Annotated in this window: 9 protein-coding genes; 2 read left to right on the top strand and 7 right to left on the bottom strand. The window is 51.0% G+C overall.

The window, feature by feature from the left end; all coding sequences use genetic code 11:
* Positions 1–106: 106 nt before the first annotated feature.
* From kaiC to PLF13_04080, 5 genes are read right to left on the bottom strand one after another with little or no spacing between them, the layout of a single operon-like run.
* Positions 107–1,621, bottom strand: a complete 1,515-nt coding sequence (gene kaiC / locus PLF13_04100) for a circadian clock protein KaiC (GenBank protein ID HOP06455.1) — start codon at positions 1,619–1,621, stop codon at positions 107–109.
* 5 nt (positions 1,622–1,626) lie between these two features.
* Positions 1,627–1,917 (bottom strand): circadian clock KaiB family protein, encoded by a 291-nt coding sequence (locus PLF13_04095; GenBank protein ID HOP06454.1) that lies wholly within the window; start codon positions 1,915–1,917, stop codon positions 1,627–1,629.
* Between the two features lie 6 nt (positions 1,918–1,923).
* Positions 1,924–2,802 (bottom strand): response regulator, encoded by an 879-nt coding sequence (locus PLF13_04090; protein HOP06453.1) that lies wholly within the window; start codon positions 2,800–2,802, stop codon positions 1,924–1,926.
* On the bottom strand, positions 2,799–3,260 hold the full coding sequence (locus PLF13_04085) for a response regulator (GenBank protein HOP06452.1): 462 nt from the start codon (positions 3,258–3,260) through the stop codon (positions 2,799–2,801). The genes PLF13_04090 and PLF13_04085 overlap by 4 nt, the downstream gene beginning before the upstream one ends.
* Positions 3,253–6,096: a PAS domain S-box protein gene (locus PLF13_04080; protein ID HOP06451.1), complete on the bottom strand. Its 2,844-nt coding sequence runs from the start codon at positions 6,094–6,096 to the stop codon at positions 3,253–3,255. The genes PLF13_04085 and PLF13_04080 overlap by 8 nt, the downstream gene beginning before the upstream one ends.
* Positions 6,097–6,582: 486 nt before the next feature.
* Here PLF13_04080 and PLF13_04075 point away from each other — a divergent pair, with 486 nt between their 5' ends.
* Positions 6,583–7,143 (top strand): response regulator, encoded by a 561-nt coding sequence (locus tag PLF13_04075; protein ID HOP06450.1) that lies wholly within the window; start codon positions 6,583–6,585, stop codon positions 7,141–7,143.
* Here PLF13_04075 and PLF13_04070 read toward each other — a convergent pair.
* Positions 7,140–11,579: a PAS domain S-box protein gene (locus PLF13_04070; protein ID HOP06449.1), complete on the bottom strand. Its 4,440-nt coding sequence runs from the start codon at positions 11,577–11,579 to the stop codon at positions 7,140–7,142. The genes PLF13_04075 and PLF13_04070 overlap by 4 nt on opposite strands.
* A 693-nt stretch (positions 11,580–12,272) precedes the next feature.
* Between PLF13_04070 and PLF13_04065 the strand changes: the two genes are divergently transcribed.
* The gene (locus PLF13_04065; GenBank protein ID HOP06448.1) at positions 12,273–14,477 is read left to right on the top strand and encodes a hypothetical protein; all 2,205 of its coding nucleotides are present in this window, start codon (positions 12,273–12,275) and stop codon (positions 14,475–14,477) included.
* 258 nt (positions 14,478–14,735) lie between these two features.
* On the opposite strand, the gene PLF13_04060 is transcribed toward PLF13_04065, so the two are convergent.
* The gene (locus PLF13_04060) at positions 14,736–17,126 is read right to left on the bottom strand and encodes a hypothetical protein (protein ID HOP06447.1); all 2,391 of its coding nucleotides are present in this window, start codon (positions 17,124–17,126) and stop codon (positions 14,736–14,738) included.
* Positions 17,127–17,300: the final 174 nt, after the last annotated feature.

Raw genomic sequence — 17,300 nt, 5'->3', positions numbered from 1 at the left:
ATGCCGTTTACGGCAATATATCGCCTCTTACGCAAGCCGGTTGCGTCAGTTAAAGCCCCCTTTGTCACACCGTTGTCGTTCCGCAACAATCCGCGGGACAGACAACCTATTCCTGGAAGAGTTCTTCCACTCGATCCAGTTCGCTGTCGTTCCAATGACGGGTAATGCCCGAAAGAATTCCGCTAACATTGCGGAAAGGTCTTGCAACATGCATACCCGTACCGTCGACGGTGAACTCCCTAATATCCTTGTCATGCATGGAGCCGCGCATCTTGAGCACGGTCATGCCACGTCTCATCTCTCCAAATATCTCAACGTATCTCAACAACACGATAGAGTCGGTAATTGTCGATATATGAGCTTCCGTAACCGACGTCCCACCGAGCAGCGTAGGTGTGGTCGAAGTGAACAAACCGGCTGCCTCACGGTCTTTGATAAACGACGTAATGGCGATAACGAATTCACGAAAACTCTTCTGAGTCGCAACTCGTTCCAGAGCCGAAAGAGAATCTACGGCAATACGATCCGGTCCGAACTCTTCGATCAGTTCTTTCATCCTTATCAAATGGTCCTCGAGCCCGGCTCCCTCCGGATACTCACAGACGACTTTCAGCAAACCCTGTTCTTCGAGTTTCTCAAAATCCCTTCCCCACCCATAGGCATTTCTGAATAACTGTTCACGGCTTTCTTCGAACGCGAACAGGAGGCATTTTTCACCGACCTGAGCGCCGCCGTCCACGAACTCCGTTACCATCAGCGTCTTGCCGGTTCCAGTGGCGCCGGAAACGAGGATGATGGAATCACGGAAGAACCCGCCGCCGCACATATTGTCGACTTCAGAGTTACCGGAAGTGATTCGAACCGTAGTTGAATGTTGCTTAAGCTCAATAGCGGCGAGCGGGATGACAACAGCACCCTGCCCCGGTATTATCGTAAACGGGTATTCGCCCTTGCGATGATCAGTACCGCGGAATTTGAGAATTTCTACGGTCCTTCTCCGTTTTTCGTCTTCGAGATTGTTTCTCAGGATAATTACATTATCAGCTACGAATTCTTCGACGCCATAGCGCGAGGCCGGGCCGTATTCGCTAGCCCGCTCAGCCGTCATAATGGACGTGACATTCATATTTTTTAGTGCAGTATTTATACGAAGGAATTCACGCCTGAGAATAAGCTGGTCCTCGAACTGAGTCATGACCGCTCCCAGAGAATCCATTGCGAGTCTTTTTGCTCCCACTTTCTTGGCGGCATTCTCCACCCGTGCGATGAGACCGCCAAGATCGTAATCTCCGATAACGGTCGACTCGGTTTCAGGAGAGGGAGCAGCATCGACAAAAACCCATTTGCCTTCCTTTTCCCATTGCTCGATATCCCAACCAAAGCTGCGCATATTGATTCGAATATCCTGGGGACGTTCTTCGAACGTGACAAACACTCCTGACTGATCATATTGCATAATGCCGGCAGCCAGATATTGAGCGGCCAGAACGGTCTTGGCGCTTCCGGCAGAACCGCAGATCAACGTTGTTCGCCCTATAGGCAAACCTCCGTTGGAGGTGAAATCCAGTCCTTCTATCCCCGTAGGGAGTTTCTGCATTTTAATTGATACATCGTTCTGCATCTGTCCTATACTCCGTGCTGCACTGTTTCACTGATATCGAGCCCATCCATGACATCCTTGATATGACTCAGGTCTCCGATAATACGACGCCCCGGTAGAGGGAGCTCTTTAATGACAGTCGGTGTTGCTAGAATCCTACTGCGCTCAGCCTCCTCGGGCATCTCGAGAACATCGATTATTTCTAAATCAAAGTCGTTTTCGAGATATTTCTGACAGAGACGTTTAAGCGTATTAACAGCCCTGATTGATTTGGGTGTCTGGCCCGCAATGTATAGTTTTAAGATATATCTTTTCATATATCCTCATACCTCCATGTCTGAGGTGTCGATGGCTCCGGTTTCAAAGACGACGGTATTATTGCCACCGGCCAGATCCCGGTAGTAATTTGCCAGATATCCCATAAGCTCCAGCGTTACATACCGCGCTTCTTCAGCCATTACAGCGGCTATTGTAGGTTTCCTCGTCTGACTGACACGATTCAGGGAAGCTCGGTATATATCGATAACATCTCTTGGCCCGGCGTTCAGCTTACCCAACGTAGTGGCAAGATTTCGTATATCAATCGAGAGGTTCCCTTCCACCCTGACGGCGCGTTGCTCCAGAGCATGCTCGGTCAAAGACACAGCCTCCTCCACCAGGGCTCCGAAGGCCTGATCGCTTACGTCCTTGATCCGTTTGATTCCAAGACTGGAAGCTGAAATGGAGGTGGCAGGTTGATCGGTAATGCGGCTGAGAGAACTCAGTTCGCGCAGTTGCTGCTCTTTGCGCTTCTGGTCGTTCAAGGCACTGCTGAGTCGATGTCTCTCGAGGGAGTAATTGATCGACTTAGTCAGAAGCCTGCTGTCGAACTCACCCTTGATCAGGTAGTCCTGAGCCCCATGTTGAATAGTCGCCAGAGCCACCCGTTCATCGGACAGACCAGTCAAAACGATTACCGGGACATCGGGATAACGCTGATGAAAATGCTCGTAAGTCCCCGGTCCGGAACTATCAGGAAGATTCAGGTCCAGAAGAATCAAATCCGGGGTGAACTCCAGAATTCTCTCCTCCGCTTCAGCCATGGTACCTGCTTCATGCACAATCATATTGTGCGGACTATTCTCCCTGAGCATTTCTTTCAACAGCCTTAGGTCACCGGGATTGTCCTCGACCACCAGCAGTTTAAGATCGGTCAGTGTCATAACCTCATCGCCCCCACTCTTGACCTCTTGGGCAGGCGAACGATCGATAACCAGAAGTCTTCAACGGACTTCACGACATTAAGAAACTCTTCCAGCTCCACCGGTTTGGAAACGAAGCAGTTGGCATGAAGCTTGTAAGAGCGTATAACATCCTCTTCATTCTGCGAAGTGGTTAAAATCACTACCGGGATAGCTCTGAGACTTGGGTCCTCTTTGATCTCTTCGAGTACTTGACGGCCGTCTTTTCTTGGCAGATTCAGATCAAGCAGAATGAGATCGGGATCAGCTGCGTCCTCGAACTTCCCTCGCTTATGAAGAGCATCGAGAGCTTCAACACCGTCTACGGCGACAGTCAGGTTGTTGGCAACCTTACCTTCCTTAAGCGCCTCGACCGTAAGACGGACGTCTCCGGGATTGTCCTCAACCAGCAGGATCTCGATCGGTCTGGCGTCATTCATTTGAGACATCCTTGACAACCTCCTCCAATGAAGTTTCGGACTGTTTCGGTTTTAACGGCAATTCCACATGGAAACGCGAGCCATGGTTCAATTCCGATTCGACCCATATTCTCCCGCCATGACGATAAACGATCTTCTGACAGAGCGCGAGGCCGATCCCGGTTCCCTCGTATGTCTCACGACTGTTGAGCCGCTGGAAAATCTCAAAGATTTTCTGATGATACTGCTCTTCTATGCCGATGCCGTTATCTTCAAAAATAAAATGCCAATTATACCCAATTTGTTCAACTTCAATTTTCAACCTTGGGGACTCTTCTCCGTGGAACTTGATGCCGTTAATCACCAGGTTCTGGAAAAGCATGCCGAGCTGCGATTCGTCACCCATAATAACAGGCAACGGAGCAACGTTTACTTCCGCGCCGGTATCCTCGATCAGTCTTTCCACACTATGGAGAACCCGATCCATTAACTCCTGGCTGTCGAATTCCGCGAACTGTTCTCCGCGCGTCGTCACACGCGAAATCTCCAGCAGATCGTTGATCATTTTCTTCATGCGATTCGCGCCGTCAACAGCGTAGTTAATGAAATCATCGGCGTTTTCGTCCAGTTGACCCTGATAACGACGCTGGATAAGCTGCAGATAACTACCAACCATCCTTAACGGCTCTTGTAAATCATGCGAGGCAACGTAGGCGAATTTTTCGAGTTCGGTGTTGGACCGCTTGAGTTTTTCGGTCATCGCCTTGAGTTTCTCCTCCGATTCCTTTCTTTCCGTGATATCGATAGCCAGCTCCATACGGACATCGCGACCATCGGGCCAACGAATGATTTGATCGGAAATGAAATAATGCCGATTCAAACGCTCGTTATAATAATCCCAGGTATAAGGCTCTTTTGGCTGTTCTTTTATGATATGGTTGGTGCAAAAACTGCACGGGGTATCGAATCCCTGCAAGGCCTTGTAACACTTCTGTCCTACCACATCACCACCGAGCAATCCTGTAAGTTTGCGGTTGGTAAAGATCACTTCATGGGTATCAGGGTCGGAGACATACAGTACCTCCGGGAAGTTATCCAGCAGGGCCAGGAACTGACGATGTTGTCGTTCTATCGCTCGCTGATATCGCCTTTGTTCGGTTACATCGGAATGGACACCAACAAATCGGACGTTCTGTCCTGTTTTTGGATCAACTACCGCTTTCCCGCGAGACAGGATATTTTTCCAGGTACCGTCCTTATGCTGCATACGGAACTCAGCCCTGTAGCTGTCCGATTGACCCTTGAGATAATCATCGATAGATTTTTTAGCATCCGACAAATCCTCCGGATGGAGGAGCATTTCCCAGATGTCATAGTTATCCGCCAGTTCCTCATCGGAATAACCGAGGATCCCCTTCCATCGCGGCGAATAAAAAATCTCATTAGTTATCAGATTCCAATCCCAGATGCCGTCCTCAGTGCCGTTCAAGGCCAGGGTCAGACGTTCCTCGGACTGTTTGAGTTCCTCTTGCAGTCTCAGTTCATTACTGATATCGCGAATGAATATGGCGAAACTGCCACCGCCTTCGGTAACGTATATGGCGCTTAATTCGGCATGAAGCACACTTCCGTCCCGCTTGCGGAGGTCTATTTTAAAACGATCGAACCCATTCTTAGCGACCGAATCAATGTGCTGAGCCGTTTCCTCCGGATCTTTCCGCACTTTATAATCCGAAAGTCTGGTTCCCAGAAGTTCTCTTCGATTATAACCGAGCATTTGGCACAGAGCTTCGTTGACATCGGTCATCTCCACGGCCATCGTGCTGGTACAGAATCCGTCACAAGTAGCTTCGAGCATAGCCTGATAGCGAACATCGGCGAGAACATTTTTAGAGACATCGACAACCAGTTTGGTAACGGTGCTGCCGGTCAGTGAAGCACTAACCTGGATCCAGCGCTTCAAATCATTTCCAAGCTTCAGCTTGTGGATGACTCCATGAACTGCCCCAGACCTCTTTAAGTCGTTTATCATCTTCTGCCATTGTTCCGGCTCGTCATAGATATCGTAGAGATAGCTTCCTTCCAGTTGCTTCCGATCGAACAACCGGCAGGCAGTGGCATTAGCAAATTGAACACGGCTTTCCAAATCGGTCGTTATCAGTCCGATCAGCATATTCTCTACAATCGACTGATAGTCCTGCTGCACATTACTGAAATCCCGCCGAAGCGAGGCGTGTGCTTTTTCTAAAGCTATCTGCTGTTTTTTGCGATCCAGAACGGCACAAAATACCGGGCTGAGTTTTTCGATAATCCGAGCATCCTGCCCGTTATAGCCTCCCGGCTTATTGGCTAGTGCGATAACTCCAACAGACTCCTCCCCGCGAAAGATGGGAACGCCAAGAAAAGTGGTGATGCCGGGGTGCCCCTTAGGTACGCCAATGCTGTCCGGGTGGCTGGAGGGTTCATTAGTCATCAGAGTACAGCCGTGTTTCAAGGGATTAGCCCATAGTCCCCTGAGTTTCATGTTATTTAGCATTCGCACCGCTGATGATCGATCAATGGAACAAGCTTCCCAGCCGGGATTGGAAACAGCCACCGTATCCAAAAGGTTATTATCGTTGAGTTCACCGATGAAACCAAAACTGCTGCCGGTCACTTTTTCAGCCACTTCCAGACACAGATTGGCTACTTCTTCCACCGATTCAGCCTTGAGGCTTTCAGTAAGAACCTTGTTAGCCGCAGTCAGAAGGTCGCTATCGCTATTCACCAACGATTCACGATCGCTCGTCTCGTTATCATGTTCTATACATGAAACGATCTCAACCTCACCACCGACCGAATAATCATCGTTTTTCATATTGATCCGAGTCACCCCTGTAGATATCACAATCGATCTTAAAAGCCGGCCTTAACCGGTTGTCTGCTCCCCCGTACAAACAGAGCACTGTAGAGACAACGGGAGAGTTTTCCGAGGAGCACACATCGCCGTGATATCCAGTTAATATACATAGCCCCGTTTTGTCTCATCAGTCAAGGTTTATATCCCCTGTCTTCTCAATAATAGTATTCGGCATAAATACCAATGAATTAACCGCACCCATACCGGATTTCTCTATCCACGATATGCTATGGAGCCATCGACGATCAGCCTGTTGACTCGCTATACAATAGTTTGTTTGTGCAAGCATTGGTCATGATGCCCCCACCATGCGATAATCCTTTGGCGGGCATTTGCTTGTGTAAATCTCTCAACATCGCAATCGATATCAGGCTATTCAACATGAGAAATTACCTTGACGACACAAACGAAAACAGCGTTGGCCTAAACCCTGAGGGGGTATAAATGAAATCCGACCGCAAGTCTATTATCCTCGTTGAAAACAACGATCACCAGGCAGAGTTAATTGCGGAGATCGCCCGTAATTCTCGTCTCAATCCTCAGATTACGCGCGTGAAATCCGCGAAAGAAGCGATGGATTACATTGGTCGAATGGATCTTCTGAAAGACCGCCGCTTGATGCTGCCTGATTTAATCCTGATAGACCTGAATGAGGACAACCAGCCCGGTTTGGATCTGATTGAGTTCGTTAAGCTTAACAGCAGTCTTTCCAGCGTGCCCGTGGTGGCGTTGACTACTGAAAGCACATCTCAAGAAATCAGCATGGCGTATTGTCTGGGCGCCAACAGTTGTGTGCAACTCGGAAATGAAAATGAAGCTATTATGAAAATCGTGGAGACGGTTATGTACTGGCTGGTAACCTCAGTACCGGTCGCGGATCTGTTAATCGGCCGACGCTCTATCAATCACCAAATTACCGAACCGACAACCGCCCTTGAACCGGGTGAACAACCTGTCATCGCAAATCGTTTGAACGGCCTGGTTGAAGCTGAATCGGGTGGCTAACGCTCCGGACAACCTTTCTCCCGTAAAATATCCAGCTCGAGTCGAACGGCTGCGGCCAGGTCCACCAGGGTTAAAGGCTTACGCACGAAAGCTCCGGCGCCCAGTCTTTGTGCTTCATGCACATATTCAGTCTCAGAATACCCGGAGACAATAATCGCCTTCTGATCCGGGTATAGTTCCGTTATCCGGCGGTAAGTCTCAGCGCCGTCCCAGCCGTTGGGCATAATCATGTCGAGCACTAAAAGGTCAACCGGTTCGCGTTTCACCGCTTCCAGTCCCTCTTCGCCGCTGGAAGCTGTTGTGACCCGGTATCCGAGATGCGTCAGTAGGCGTCGGGAAACATCCCGCTGGACAACATCGTCGTCAATCACGAGAATCTTCTCAGATCCACCCGAACATACCGCCGTATCGGTAATAGAAGTAATGGCCGCTCTCGTCACCGGCAGGTAAATGTAAAATGAGGTGCCTTCACCCGTCCGCGACTTCAGATCAATGTAGCCCTGATGGTCACGAATAACGGCGTCCACGACACTCAAACCGAGCCCGGACCCACGTTTTTTATCGGCGGTTTTAGAAGTATAGAACGGATCGAAAATATGCTCGATTCGATCCGACTCTATCCCACAGCCGGTATCCGACACCGTGAGTTTGACATATTCACCCTTAGGCACACGACCATAGGCCACGCTAACGTCGTCGACGTAAAAATTCTCCGTTCTGATCGTCAGAGTTCCGATATCTTTCATGGCATCCAGGGCATTCTGGATCAGATTAGAGACCACCCGATGAAGTTGAGCGCCGCCGCCCATTACATGCATCAAAGCCTCAGTGAGTTGTACGTCCATCATCAGGGTTTCTGAGGTGCTATCTGTCTCACGCAGAACGGCCTTAACGACGTCGTTCAGGTCGAGCGGCTCAGTGTTGTAATGAGCTCGCCGACCCAGCGATAGAAGTTGCTGGTTGATCTCCGTCATCCGGTGGGCGGCATCTTCGATTGCCGATAAATAGTCCTGCATAGCACTGTCAGGCGCCAGTTCTTCACGCATCAGTCCCGGGTAGGCCATGAGCGGCCCCAACATATTATTGAAATCGTGAGCAACCTGTCCGGCCACTCGTCCGGCTGTTTCGAGCCTTTGGGCGCGTGCTTCCATTTCGCGCAGGCGTTTCGTCTCGGTAACATCGGAACAAAAGGCGATAAAACGATTGTCTGAAATACAGGCCGCGTCAATCGAGGTCCAAAGCAGAAGGCCGTCTTTACGTTTAAGTTGTATCTCACCGGAGACTACGCCCGTTTCACACAATAGACTGAATAAACTGGTATCACAACCAGGTTTTAAGCCCAGGTCGAAGACCGTCATACACAGAAGCTCTTCCCGCTTATAACCGGTAAGACTACAAGCCGCGTCGTTGACATCGATATAGCTGCCCTCGCGATCAACGATGAATATCCCGTCCGGGGCATGATCGACATACGAGCGATATTTGGCCTCGCTGTACCGGAGAGCATTTTCAGCTTCCTTGCGTTCCGTAATATCGGTAATGAATCCTTCTAGCGAAATCGGGTTTCCCCTATCAGGCACGGCAACTCCTCGCTCCCAGAACCAGCGGAGGTTACCGCCTCTATCGTACATACGATATTCGATTTCGAACGGGGTATTGTTGTCTATATGCTTCCGAATCGTTTTATGAACATAGTCGCGGTCGTCGGGGTGAGTCAGTTTGTCGAGTGATATTATCCGATGCTCGATTATTTCATCGGGAGTATACCCGGTATAATACTCACATGCCGGGCTGATGTATTCCATGGTCAAATCATCGTCCAGACGACAGCGATAGGCCATCCCCGGCAGGTTAGCCAGAAGAACCGCCATGGATCGCTGGGATTCACGCAGAGCGACTTCGGCGCGAACATGCTCGATCGACCGAGAGATCATCATACCCGTTTCCTGTAACAGAGAACGCGCGTTGTCGGACCATTGGAAACAGCCGTTAACGGCATCGAAGCCGATCAGACCGATCAGGCGATTTCTCATGATCATCGGTGCGACAATGAGTGATTTAATCCTCTGAGCCAGTAAGTGTTCTTTTTCGAGAGCAGCTTCAGGCGGCAACGCGGCGACATCGTTCAAATACAGCGTCTCTTCTCTTTGAAGCACTTGCATGATCCAGGGTAATTCTCGTCTGAAATCGATTCCCTGGAGATGAGCGGCCTGCGGTTCGATGCCGTCGGCGCACCATTCGTGAGTGTTGTCTCCGATGAAGCTGTCACCGCGAAACTGGAAAATGTAGGCTCGCTCGGAGCCGGTACTGCGTCCGATCGATTCGAGTGCATGATTGATATGTTTATCTAGCTCTTCCGGCTCGGCATGGACCAGACTCTGAGATATATCGCTGACCAGACGATTGAATTTTGCCTTGTCCTCGAGTTCCTGTTCGAGAGTGCGACGTTCGGTCATGTCCATCACGCCGACAACTGCTCCCAAATAACTCCCTTGTTCGTCTCGGAGAGGCGCCACGGCCATCGTAGCATACAGAACAGACTCGTCTTTTCTTTGAAACTCGTAATCCTGATGGGCATGCCTGGTATCCAGATGTCCCGTCAACAGCGATTCGCAATCGGGCCGATCATCCGGATGCATGAACTCGATCAGAGGCTTCCCAATGATTTCAGTTACATCGTATCCCAGCATGCCGGCCATACTTGGATTGACATGAGTAGTGCGTCCCTCCGCATCGACAACCCAAATCCCCTCGCGAGCCAGTTCCATCAACTCACGGTATTTTTGCTCACTTTTACGGAGGGCGGTTTCACCCCTTTTGCGTCCCGTAATATCCTGAATCGCGCCGGTAATAACTCCTCTGACCGAGTCATACTCGGCCGTGGAATGCACGAAAACTCGCCGGGCGTCACTTGCTCGTTCGATCTCATACTCGGCATCCAGCGGTGTCCCACGATTTATCAGGGCTCCAACGGCTTTATTCAGGTATTCTCGGTATTCCCGACATGGGATGACTTTGATTTCATCGATAGTCCATTCTCGATCGTCCAGACCGTAAATTCGTCGAGCCTCATCAGAGGCAAAAACCGAACCGCTTTCAAGATCGTATTCCCAGTTTCCGATACCTGCTATCTGTTGAGCACGACGCAACCGTGATTCGCTCCGGGCCAGCTCCAACTCGGCTTCTTTACGCTCGGTGATGTCCGTCGCCACGCCCTCAAGAATTACGTCTTCTCCCTCCCTGGTGATACTGACCGGACGATCCCGGAACCATCGCCAGCGTCCGTGGTTGTCTCGAACCCTATACTCGATCCCATGGCTGGTTCGAAGCTCGTCCCGATCGAACATTTCTTCGATTTTTTCACGATCTTCTTCATGAATGCTGTGGTACCAAAGGAACGGATTATGGCGACGATCCTGCTCATCATAACCGAGAATGTCCTTTATCCGAGGAGACCAATACAGAGCTCCGCGCTTTCTGGAAAACACATAGACGATATCCGGAAGCGACTCGATCAATCGACGATTGCGACCTTCGCTCTCTTTAAGCGCTTCCTCCGCTCGCCGCAGGTCCGTTATGTCGTTGCATGAACCGACCCAACGGATCGGCTTCCCGTCGCTGTCCAGAATGGGTGTCGCACGATCTCGCCATACGCGCCAGGAACCGTCGTTGTGGCGTATCCGGTAAATTCCTTCTATTGTCTGTGTTGAAGTGCGATAGAAATCGATCGCTTCTTCGAGATGGATCCGATCATCCGGATGGATGAGATTGAGCCAGTTGTCTATGCCGGTCGCGAATTCACCATGTTCATAACCCAGAGCGGCATGAAGATCACCGTACCATTGAATTTTACCGGTTGCTACATCCCATTCATAAATCAGGTCCGAAGTGATCATTGCTGCATATCGGAAGCGTTCCTCGGCGCGTTCACAGGCAAGTTCCATTTCTTTGCGCCGCGATATTTCGCGGTTGATTCCAACCACCAGCATAGGCTGGTTTTTATCGTCCCATTCTACTATCCGGCCGTGCGTAACGATCCAGACATAACTTTCGTCATTGCGACGAATCCTGAACTCGGCAGAATAGTCCGGTCGCCGGCCTGAGGCGTATTCCAGAAACTGCTGCTTAACTTCCGAGCGATCATCAGGATGTATACGATCCAGCCACCATTCATCTGACTCTTCTTTCTCCTCAAGTCCATAGCCGAATATCTCAAGAGCTCTGGTATCAAATGATAATTTTTTCGTTACCAGGTTCCATTCCCATATCCCCTCACTGGCGCATCTCATTGCCTGTCTGTAACGTTTTAATTCTGCTTCTGCCCGACCGCATAGCTCTAACTGAACAGCCAGATTGTCCCTCTGGGTACGGAGATCTTTTATCGAAGACTCAAGCGAAGCAATACGCTGTAGAAGCTCTGATGAATCATTGCCCACTAAGCAACCTTTCCGCTACGAATTGTACAACTTGATATCAGACCACGGAGTCGTGTACTCTTGTTTTCTTAATAAGGAATATCGGCTGCGAAAGTCAATTACAACAGTAGCTATCCTGATCGAAAGGGAATGCGAGCGCCGCGCTGTTGGGTGATTGACATCGCATACGATATCGAATACTTCGGAGGTATTACCAATACCAAATGGATGTGGCCCGAGCAAAGGTGACCTTCCCATATCTCAACCCCTTCCACTTGCAGACCTGACGGATTATACACCTCTCCTCTTACTTACTTGATCTACCAGACCCCTACTCCGGTATTTTGGCATAAACACAATGTGATACTAGCACTCGTAAAAGCTGTGGGATAGCGACCTTATATCCCTGCGTTTCATCAGATGTCACCTCTTTTCCTAGGTGACATTCTATTTTATGCTTCCTCCTAAATCAATGCTTCGCTTTAAACGTACACGCCGGGTAAGCCCGATGGTTTCTATTGCAAATAAAAAGGCGGGATCAAACAAATCCCGCCAGGTCGATACCTCGTCTGCTCCTGTGTCTGCCACGAAGTGCTCCCCCGTTAACAAACCCATACTATTGAGATTGACTCCAACCTTGACAAGATCGAGTGAATAGGCTTCCTTGGACTTAAGGATAAACCATATTCTATCTCATTACGGGGAGTTACAGGTATGCTAACAGCGAACACATTCTCATTGAGGTATCTGTGGTCGTGTGCTCTGACCATGACCGCCTTTCTGTTACTGTCTGCTTTCGCCGCTAATGCGGTCGATGAAGCACAAAGCGATTCGACAAACACCCCTATTTACCTCGTCTCTCAGCCGGAGCATTATCTTCGTCTCGTCCCGGTCAGCGTCCACGGCGACCGTTATCGACCGATTTTGTTCGGAGACAGTCTTACACCTGGTGATCCCGGAGTAAGTCATTTCGCCAGCCTTCACGGCGGAGAGGTGATTGTCGTTACGGGCAAGACTATTGACGGTATTATTCGTAAGACCTGGCCCGAAGGTAGTAGAAGGATTACATACCGTGGCGGCGATGTTGCAGCAACTGTTGCGGCGGCACTTGCGGCGGCAATGGATTGTCCGCTTGATATCCAAATTATACCTGTGGATTCGTCCGACACTGTCGACTCCGACGCTGGCGCAGAGGTCGAGATAACCGGTTCGTCCAATACCCAACCTATCGTCCTACGCGGTCTGTCTGAGATTCTTGCTCATTATAATTCGCTCGTCGCCACGGAAGACGCGGTTATGTTCGAAGCTGATGCGTTCGCTTTTCTCGCCGCGTCCGCGGCCGCTTGGCACAAAGCCACATTGGTTGTCTCGCTCTCTGAGATGCGAGTGAAACGGCCACATTCTTTGAGTTGGGTAACCGCACCGGAAACAGTCACAGTTGAAAACGTTAAACAACTCTATGATTCCGCCCGCTTCACATCCTCTTCGGCGATCTACGATCCGATGATCGGCATTCTGACCGCCCGCAACCAAAGCGAGTTATCTTTTTTGCTGGCCAGGACCTTTGCCTATCATAACCTGAAGGGAGACTGGCGTGACCGTGCCGTTCAGGCGGGCATGGGAGTATCGCCGCTTATTGATCATAAAAGGTATGGCCGCCTGCAATTCACCAATATCAAAGGCGACAGTCTCACAACAGCCTCATTTACCGCCGCGATTCAAGACGCCAGCTGGGTGTTCATCGGCGCGCATGGATCCGCGACCGGGATGAAGTTGACCGATCGCAGTTGGCCCGGCGAACAACCTCTGCCGCCCTTACCGCCGTTGATCTTCATTGCCGAGTCATGCAACACCGGGGATATCAACGGCAGTGATATCGACCGGAACATCGCGCTTCGTGTTATTGCTGCTGGAGCGGTAGCCTATGTCGGCTCGATGGAAATGGGAGGAGTCCAATCAGGCGCAGAGCATCCGTTTCTCGGCTCCACTCCCGACTTCCCCCTCGGTGAGCACACTCGCCTGCAAAGCTCCGGGCGAGTCGATGCTATTGACCACTGGCCGCATTCTATTTTGATCGGTGATCCTCTCCTTAGCCAATTCAAGGAGAGTCCGTATATTTGCCAGGTCACGCGGGAGGATGATATATATCGTGTTGAAGTACGCGGGCCGAAGGAACTTACGGATTATTCACTTGCCATGACCATTCTCGACACAACGGAGATACAGTCGGCCAAAATCGTTGCCGGCGACAAAGAAGACAGCCGCGCCCGAGGTTTCATCGGTCCATCGGGACTGCTGTGCGCTCCGGCCTTCGGGCGACAGAGCGTGATCATCTCATGGCCCGGCGGCGACGGCACGATCAGGCTGAGTACGAACAAACCATTGAGTCTAAGAGCACTGTATATCATCGGCCAAGGTCAGATGGGAATGATCATACTCTTCTACGACGTACCGACCGTGTTCGAATACGGACCCCAGACGATAATAGGAATCACCTTGATGACGGTTCTAGTCGCCCTGGTTACGTCAATTGCCGGAAAGACCTACCGCCGAACGGCGATGCTGTTCGTAGCCAATCTTCTGGTCGGACTGCTCTTCGGATTTCTTGTTTTCTTCTTTACCGGCAAGCATGATACCTTAGTCCTGACGGCCATCTCAACGGGCCTGGCCACAGCAGCGCTGTCCGTTCTTTGGCGAGCTCTCGACGGCGGCTTTGGCCGCATCTTAGGGGCCGCAGTCACCTTCATCACCCCCCTAATCACAATTTCGACATCGGCTTGCAAACTTGATGACGGAGGGAATCTCGGTCCTATTCTGGCGCTGGGGATAGCAACGATTGCTTTAGCCTACTTGATCACGCTCCTGATCGCTCGTCTTTTCTATCGTCGCTGGCTGGTGCGCTATGAACGCAAGAGTTGAATCAAAATAGGCTTACCGGATTACCAAGTGTCGCCGTCCCATTCATTGGGTGGAACGTTGATCAGTAGTCAAGGTGTCGGGTTGCAAGCAACCTGACTTGCGACGGTTATGAGTTATCGCACCACGCGGCAGGTCCCGGCGAGACCTGCACGACAATTTTCACGTTTATCAAATATCTCGTAATAAAAAGGCGGGATCAAACAAATCCCGCCAGGTCGATATTACTGCGATTCGAGATTAAGATCTCATCGCCTCACCTTATGGACACTCTACCGGCGCCGGGCCACCGAGGAATATGTAATGTACGAAATAAACGATGTCCGATATATCCGGCGCCTCGCCGCCGTCGGCGTTGACATCGGCCTCTTCCGCACATTCGGCCGCCGTCCCACCTCTGAAGATATAATCGACCAACCGCACCAGGTCGGAGATATCCAACGAAGGAATAGCATCATGCGTGAAGTCGCCGCGAAGCAGACAGCAATAATCCAGCATCTCCTTCATGCGAGTTATCGAGGACAACCGATCCTCCCCCTGGCCAACGACCATCTTAACCTCGACGTACTGGCTGTCTCCCGGAGCGAAATCGAACGGGCCGCACGAGAGCATCATGCGACGATCGGCCGGGTCGGAATCGAGATCACCGGTACCCGTTGTCGGGTCTCCGGAAATCATGTAAGTCGTGACGTTCCCTCCGTAACTGTATGGATTTCCATCGGCCGTCAGTCCCCGCATGTAGTTGTACGACTCGATAGCGCTGTTGGGGTCGGTGCCGTTGATATATTTCGTAAAGGCGGTCATGCCCAAATTGCGATAGTCGGGCACTTTTGCTCCGTCGAAAACAGCGGTATCGGACGGCGAAGGAACCAGCGGTCCATGAATGATTTCGAATCCAATCGCCGGTCCAAAATGCCCGAACTTGTTGTCGAAATCAGTGCCGTTATAGCAATAACCGATATTCCTAGTGCTGTCACAGCCAACCAGGTCCTCGGTGTAATCACCCACGTCGGGATCGGTCCAAAGCGAAAAATAACAGTTTTGAATGTCATTTCCGCCCTTGTTGTACAACTTGTAAGCGATGTGTATGATATTACCGTGGCCGCCGGTTTCATACGTCTGCGGTTCCGGTACGCTGAAGCTGAAAGTATCGACCGGTCGGTTCAGTGAATCTATCTTGCATTCGAACCGGACTATCGTTCCCTCGTCCGGATGATCGGTCATCCCCGAATTGTCATTGAAGACAATGCGCCCAATCTTGAAATCATCGGGCCAGACATAATCCGCCGGATTGGGCGCCGGCTCCTCGTAAGGGTGTTCGCACAGGTAGAGACGATCGCCGTAGCTCCAGTCACCGCTCCAATCATCATCGATGATGAAGAAATTCAAGCGTATGTCGTCACTCGGATCGTTGGGTGTGTCGGTGCCGATGTTCCAGGCCTCGAACGGCGCTCGGCCAAGCATCAGCTCGTCGGTGTCCCAGTCGTAGTACTGCGAACCGGCTGCGGTGAATCTCAACTCGTAGTCTTCGTCGGTCATCAGGCCGCGCCAGTTCATGCGGCTGAAATCCGCCCGTTCATCCGAGGTGATATACCAATCACGCGTAGAATTGGACGAATACATGACGTTGTCGGGCGGCTCCAGCGGACCATCGGCGTTGGCAATTTCATCGATGGCAATAACGCCGGGTTTGGGGCCAATAACTTGAATAGTGAGGCCGTCAAAAGTCGGGTAGTCCCCCTGTCCCGACTGGTTGGTCTGATTCGACACCACCGCCACACCCGAGGTCACGTCTATCACATGCCAAACAACGTCAACGATAGGATCAGGCTCGAACACCACGATATAGTCGTGACCGGTTACGGCCGAGGGATCAACCACGGCTACGTTGACTTCTCCAAGACCGGCCGGATTGGAATTAACCGCCTCCGCCACACCGCCGATTACGGCGAGATCATCCCCGCTGCCGGCTTCAGCCCAGGCGGTCATCCTTATCTCAATGCCCAACGGGTCGGTTTCACCGGCATTGTTTTGGTGTTGATCGGGATTGGCATCGTTGAACACCGTCCACAACATCTCATCGCCGCGGAACGCCGGGGCGCCGCTTGCCGTGACCGGAGCTCCCTGAGATACCGGCCACTCGTTATAATCCTGGTTGGGATTTTCGGCCAGACTGTCACTGTAAAGGTGATAAACCCGATAATCCGTCATCCACCAGCAGTCGGGATCGAAGGTATAAACGGGGATACCTCCAACACTACCTGTCTGTACGTTCATCGGTCCCGGGACGTATTCGTCATCGTATTCTGCAATCGCTATTCGCAGTTGACCGTCAACCAACCCACCCAGCCAGGGACCAGCGGCATAAAGCACATAAGTAGTGAGGAGACCGCCGGTGATATCTTCTACCGTTCGAAACGGGTAGAAAGTACCGGCATCATATCCAAAGGTCCCGCTTACATCGCGACCAAAATTGCCGTGATTGGTGACAAACATCAGAATGTTGTCGGTCGTGATATAGCAACTGTTGTCGGTTATTGTCGGACTCGGCGATCCCATATCGCCGGAACGGTCATCATTCGCACTCGGCGGCATCGCGACAACGGCAACCGCCAGGAATGTGATTGTGAGCACAACCGTTAATACTTTCATGAAACGAACCTCCCGTCCTGCGGACAGTACATGACACGATCTGTCGGTTCCGATGATTTTACATAAAATACCCGTTTTGTTCTATTCGTCAAGGCCTCTTCCCCCCACTTGCGCTCGCCGATAAGGAAAGCTATATTCTCCCACAGGAATATGATACTGAACATGGGAGTCAAA

The organism is Candidatus Zixiibacteriota bacterium (genome assembly GCA_035380245.1).
GTDB lineage: Bacteria > Zixibacteria > MSB-5A5 > GN15 > FEB-12 > DAOSXA01.
The sequence above is the reverse complement of the archived record's forward strand: the minus strand, read 5'-3'. Positions and strand labels throughout refer to the sequence as shown.

Excerpts from the sequence above, each read along its gene's own strand:
- kaiC (HOP06455.1), bottom strand. The coding sequence starts at position 1,621 with ATGCAGAACGATGTATCAATTAAAATGCAGAAACTCCCTACGGGGATA.
- PLF13_04095 (HOP06454.1), bottom strand. The coding sequence starts at position 1,917 with ATGAAAAGATATATCTTAAAACTATACATTGCGGGCCAGACACCCAAA.
- PLF13_04090 (HOP06453.1), bottom strand. The coding sequence starts at position 2,802 with ATGACACTGACCGATCTTAAACTGCTGGTGGTCGAGGACAATCCCGGT.
- PLF13_04085 (HOP06452.1), bottom strand. The coding sequence starts at position 3,260 with ATGAATGACGCCAGACCGATCGAGATCCTGCTGGTTGAGGACAATCCC.
- PLF13_04080 (HOP06451.1), bottom strand. The coding sequence starts at position 6,096 with ATGAAAAACGATGATTATTCGGTCGGTGGTGAGGTTGAGATCGTTTCA.
- PLF13_04075 (HOP06450.1), top strand. The coding sequence starts at position 6,583 with ATGAAATCCGACCGCAAGTCTATTATCCTCGTTGAAAACAACGATCAC.
- PLF13_04065 (HOP06448.1), top strand. The coding sequence starts at position 12,273 with ATGCTAACAGCGAACACATTCTCATTGAGGTATCTGTGGTCGTGTGCT.
- PLF13_04060 (HOP06447.1), bottom strand. The coding sequence starts at position 17,126 with ATGAAAGTATTAACGGTTGTGCTCACAATCACATTCCTGGCGGTTGCC.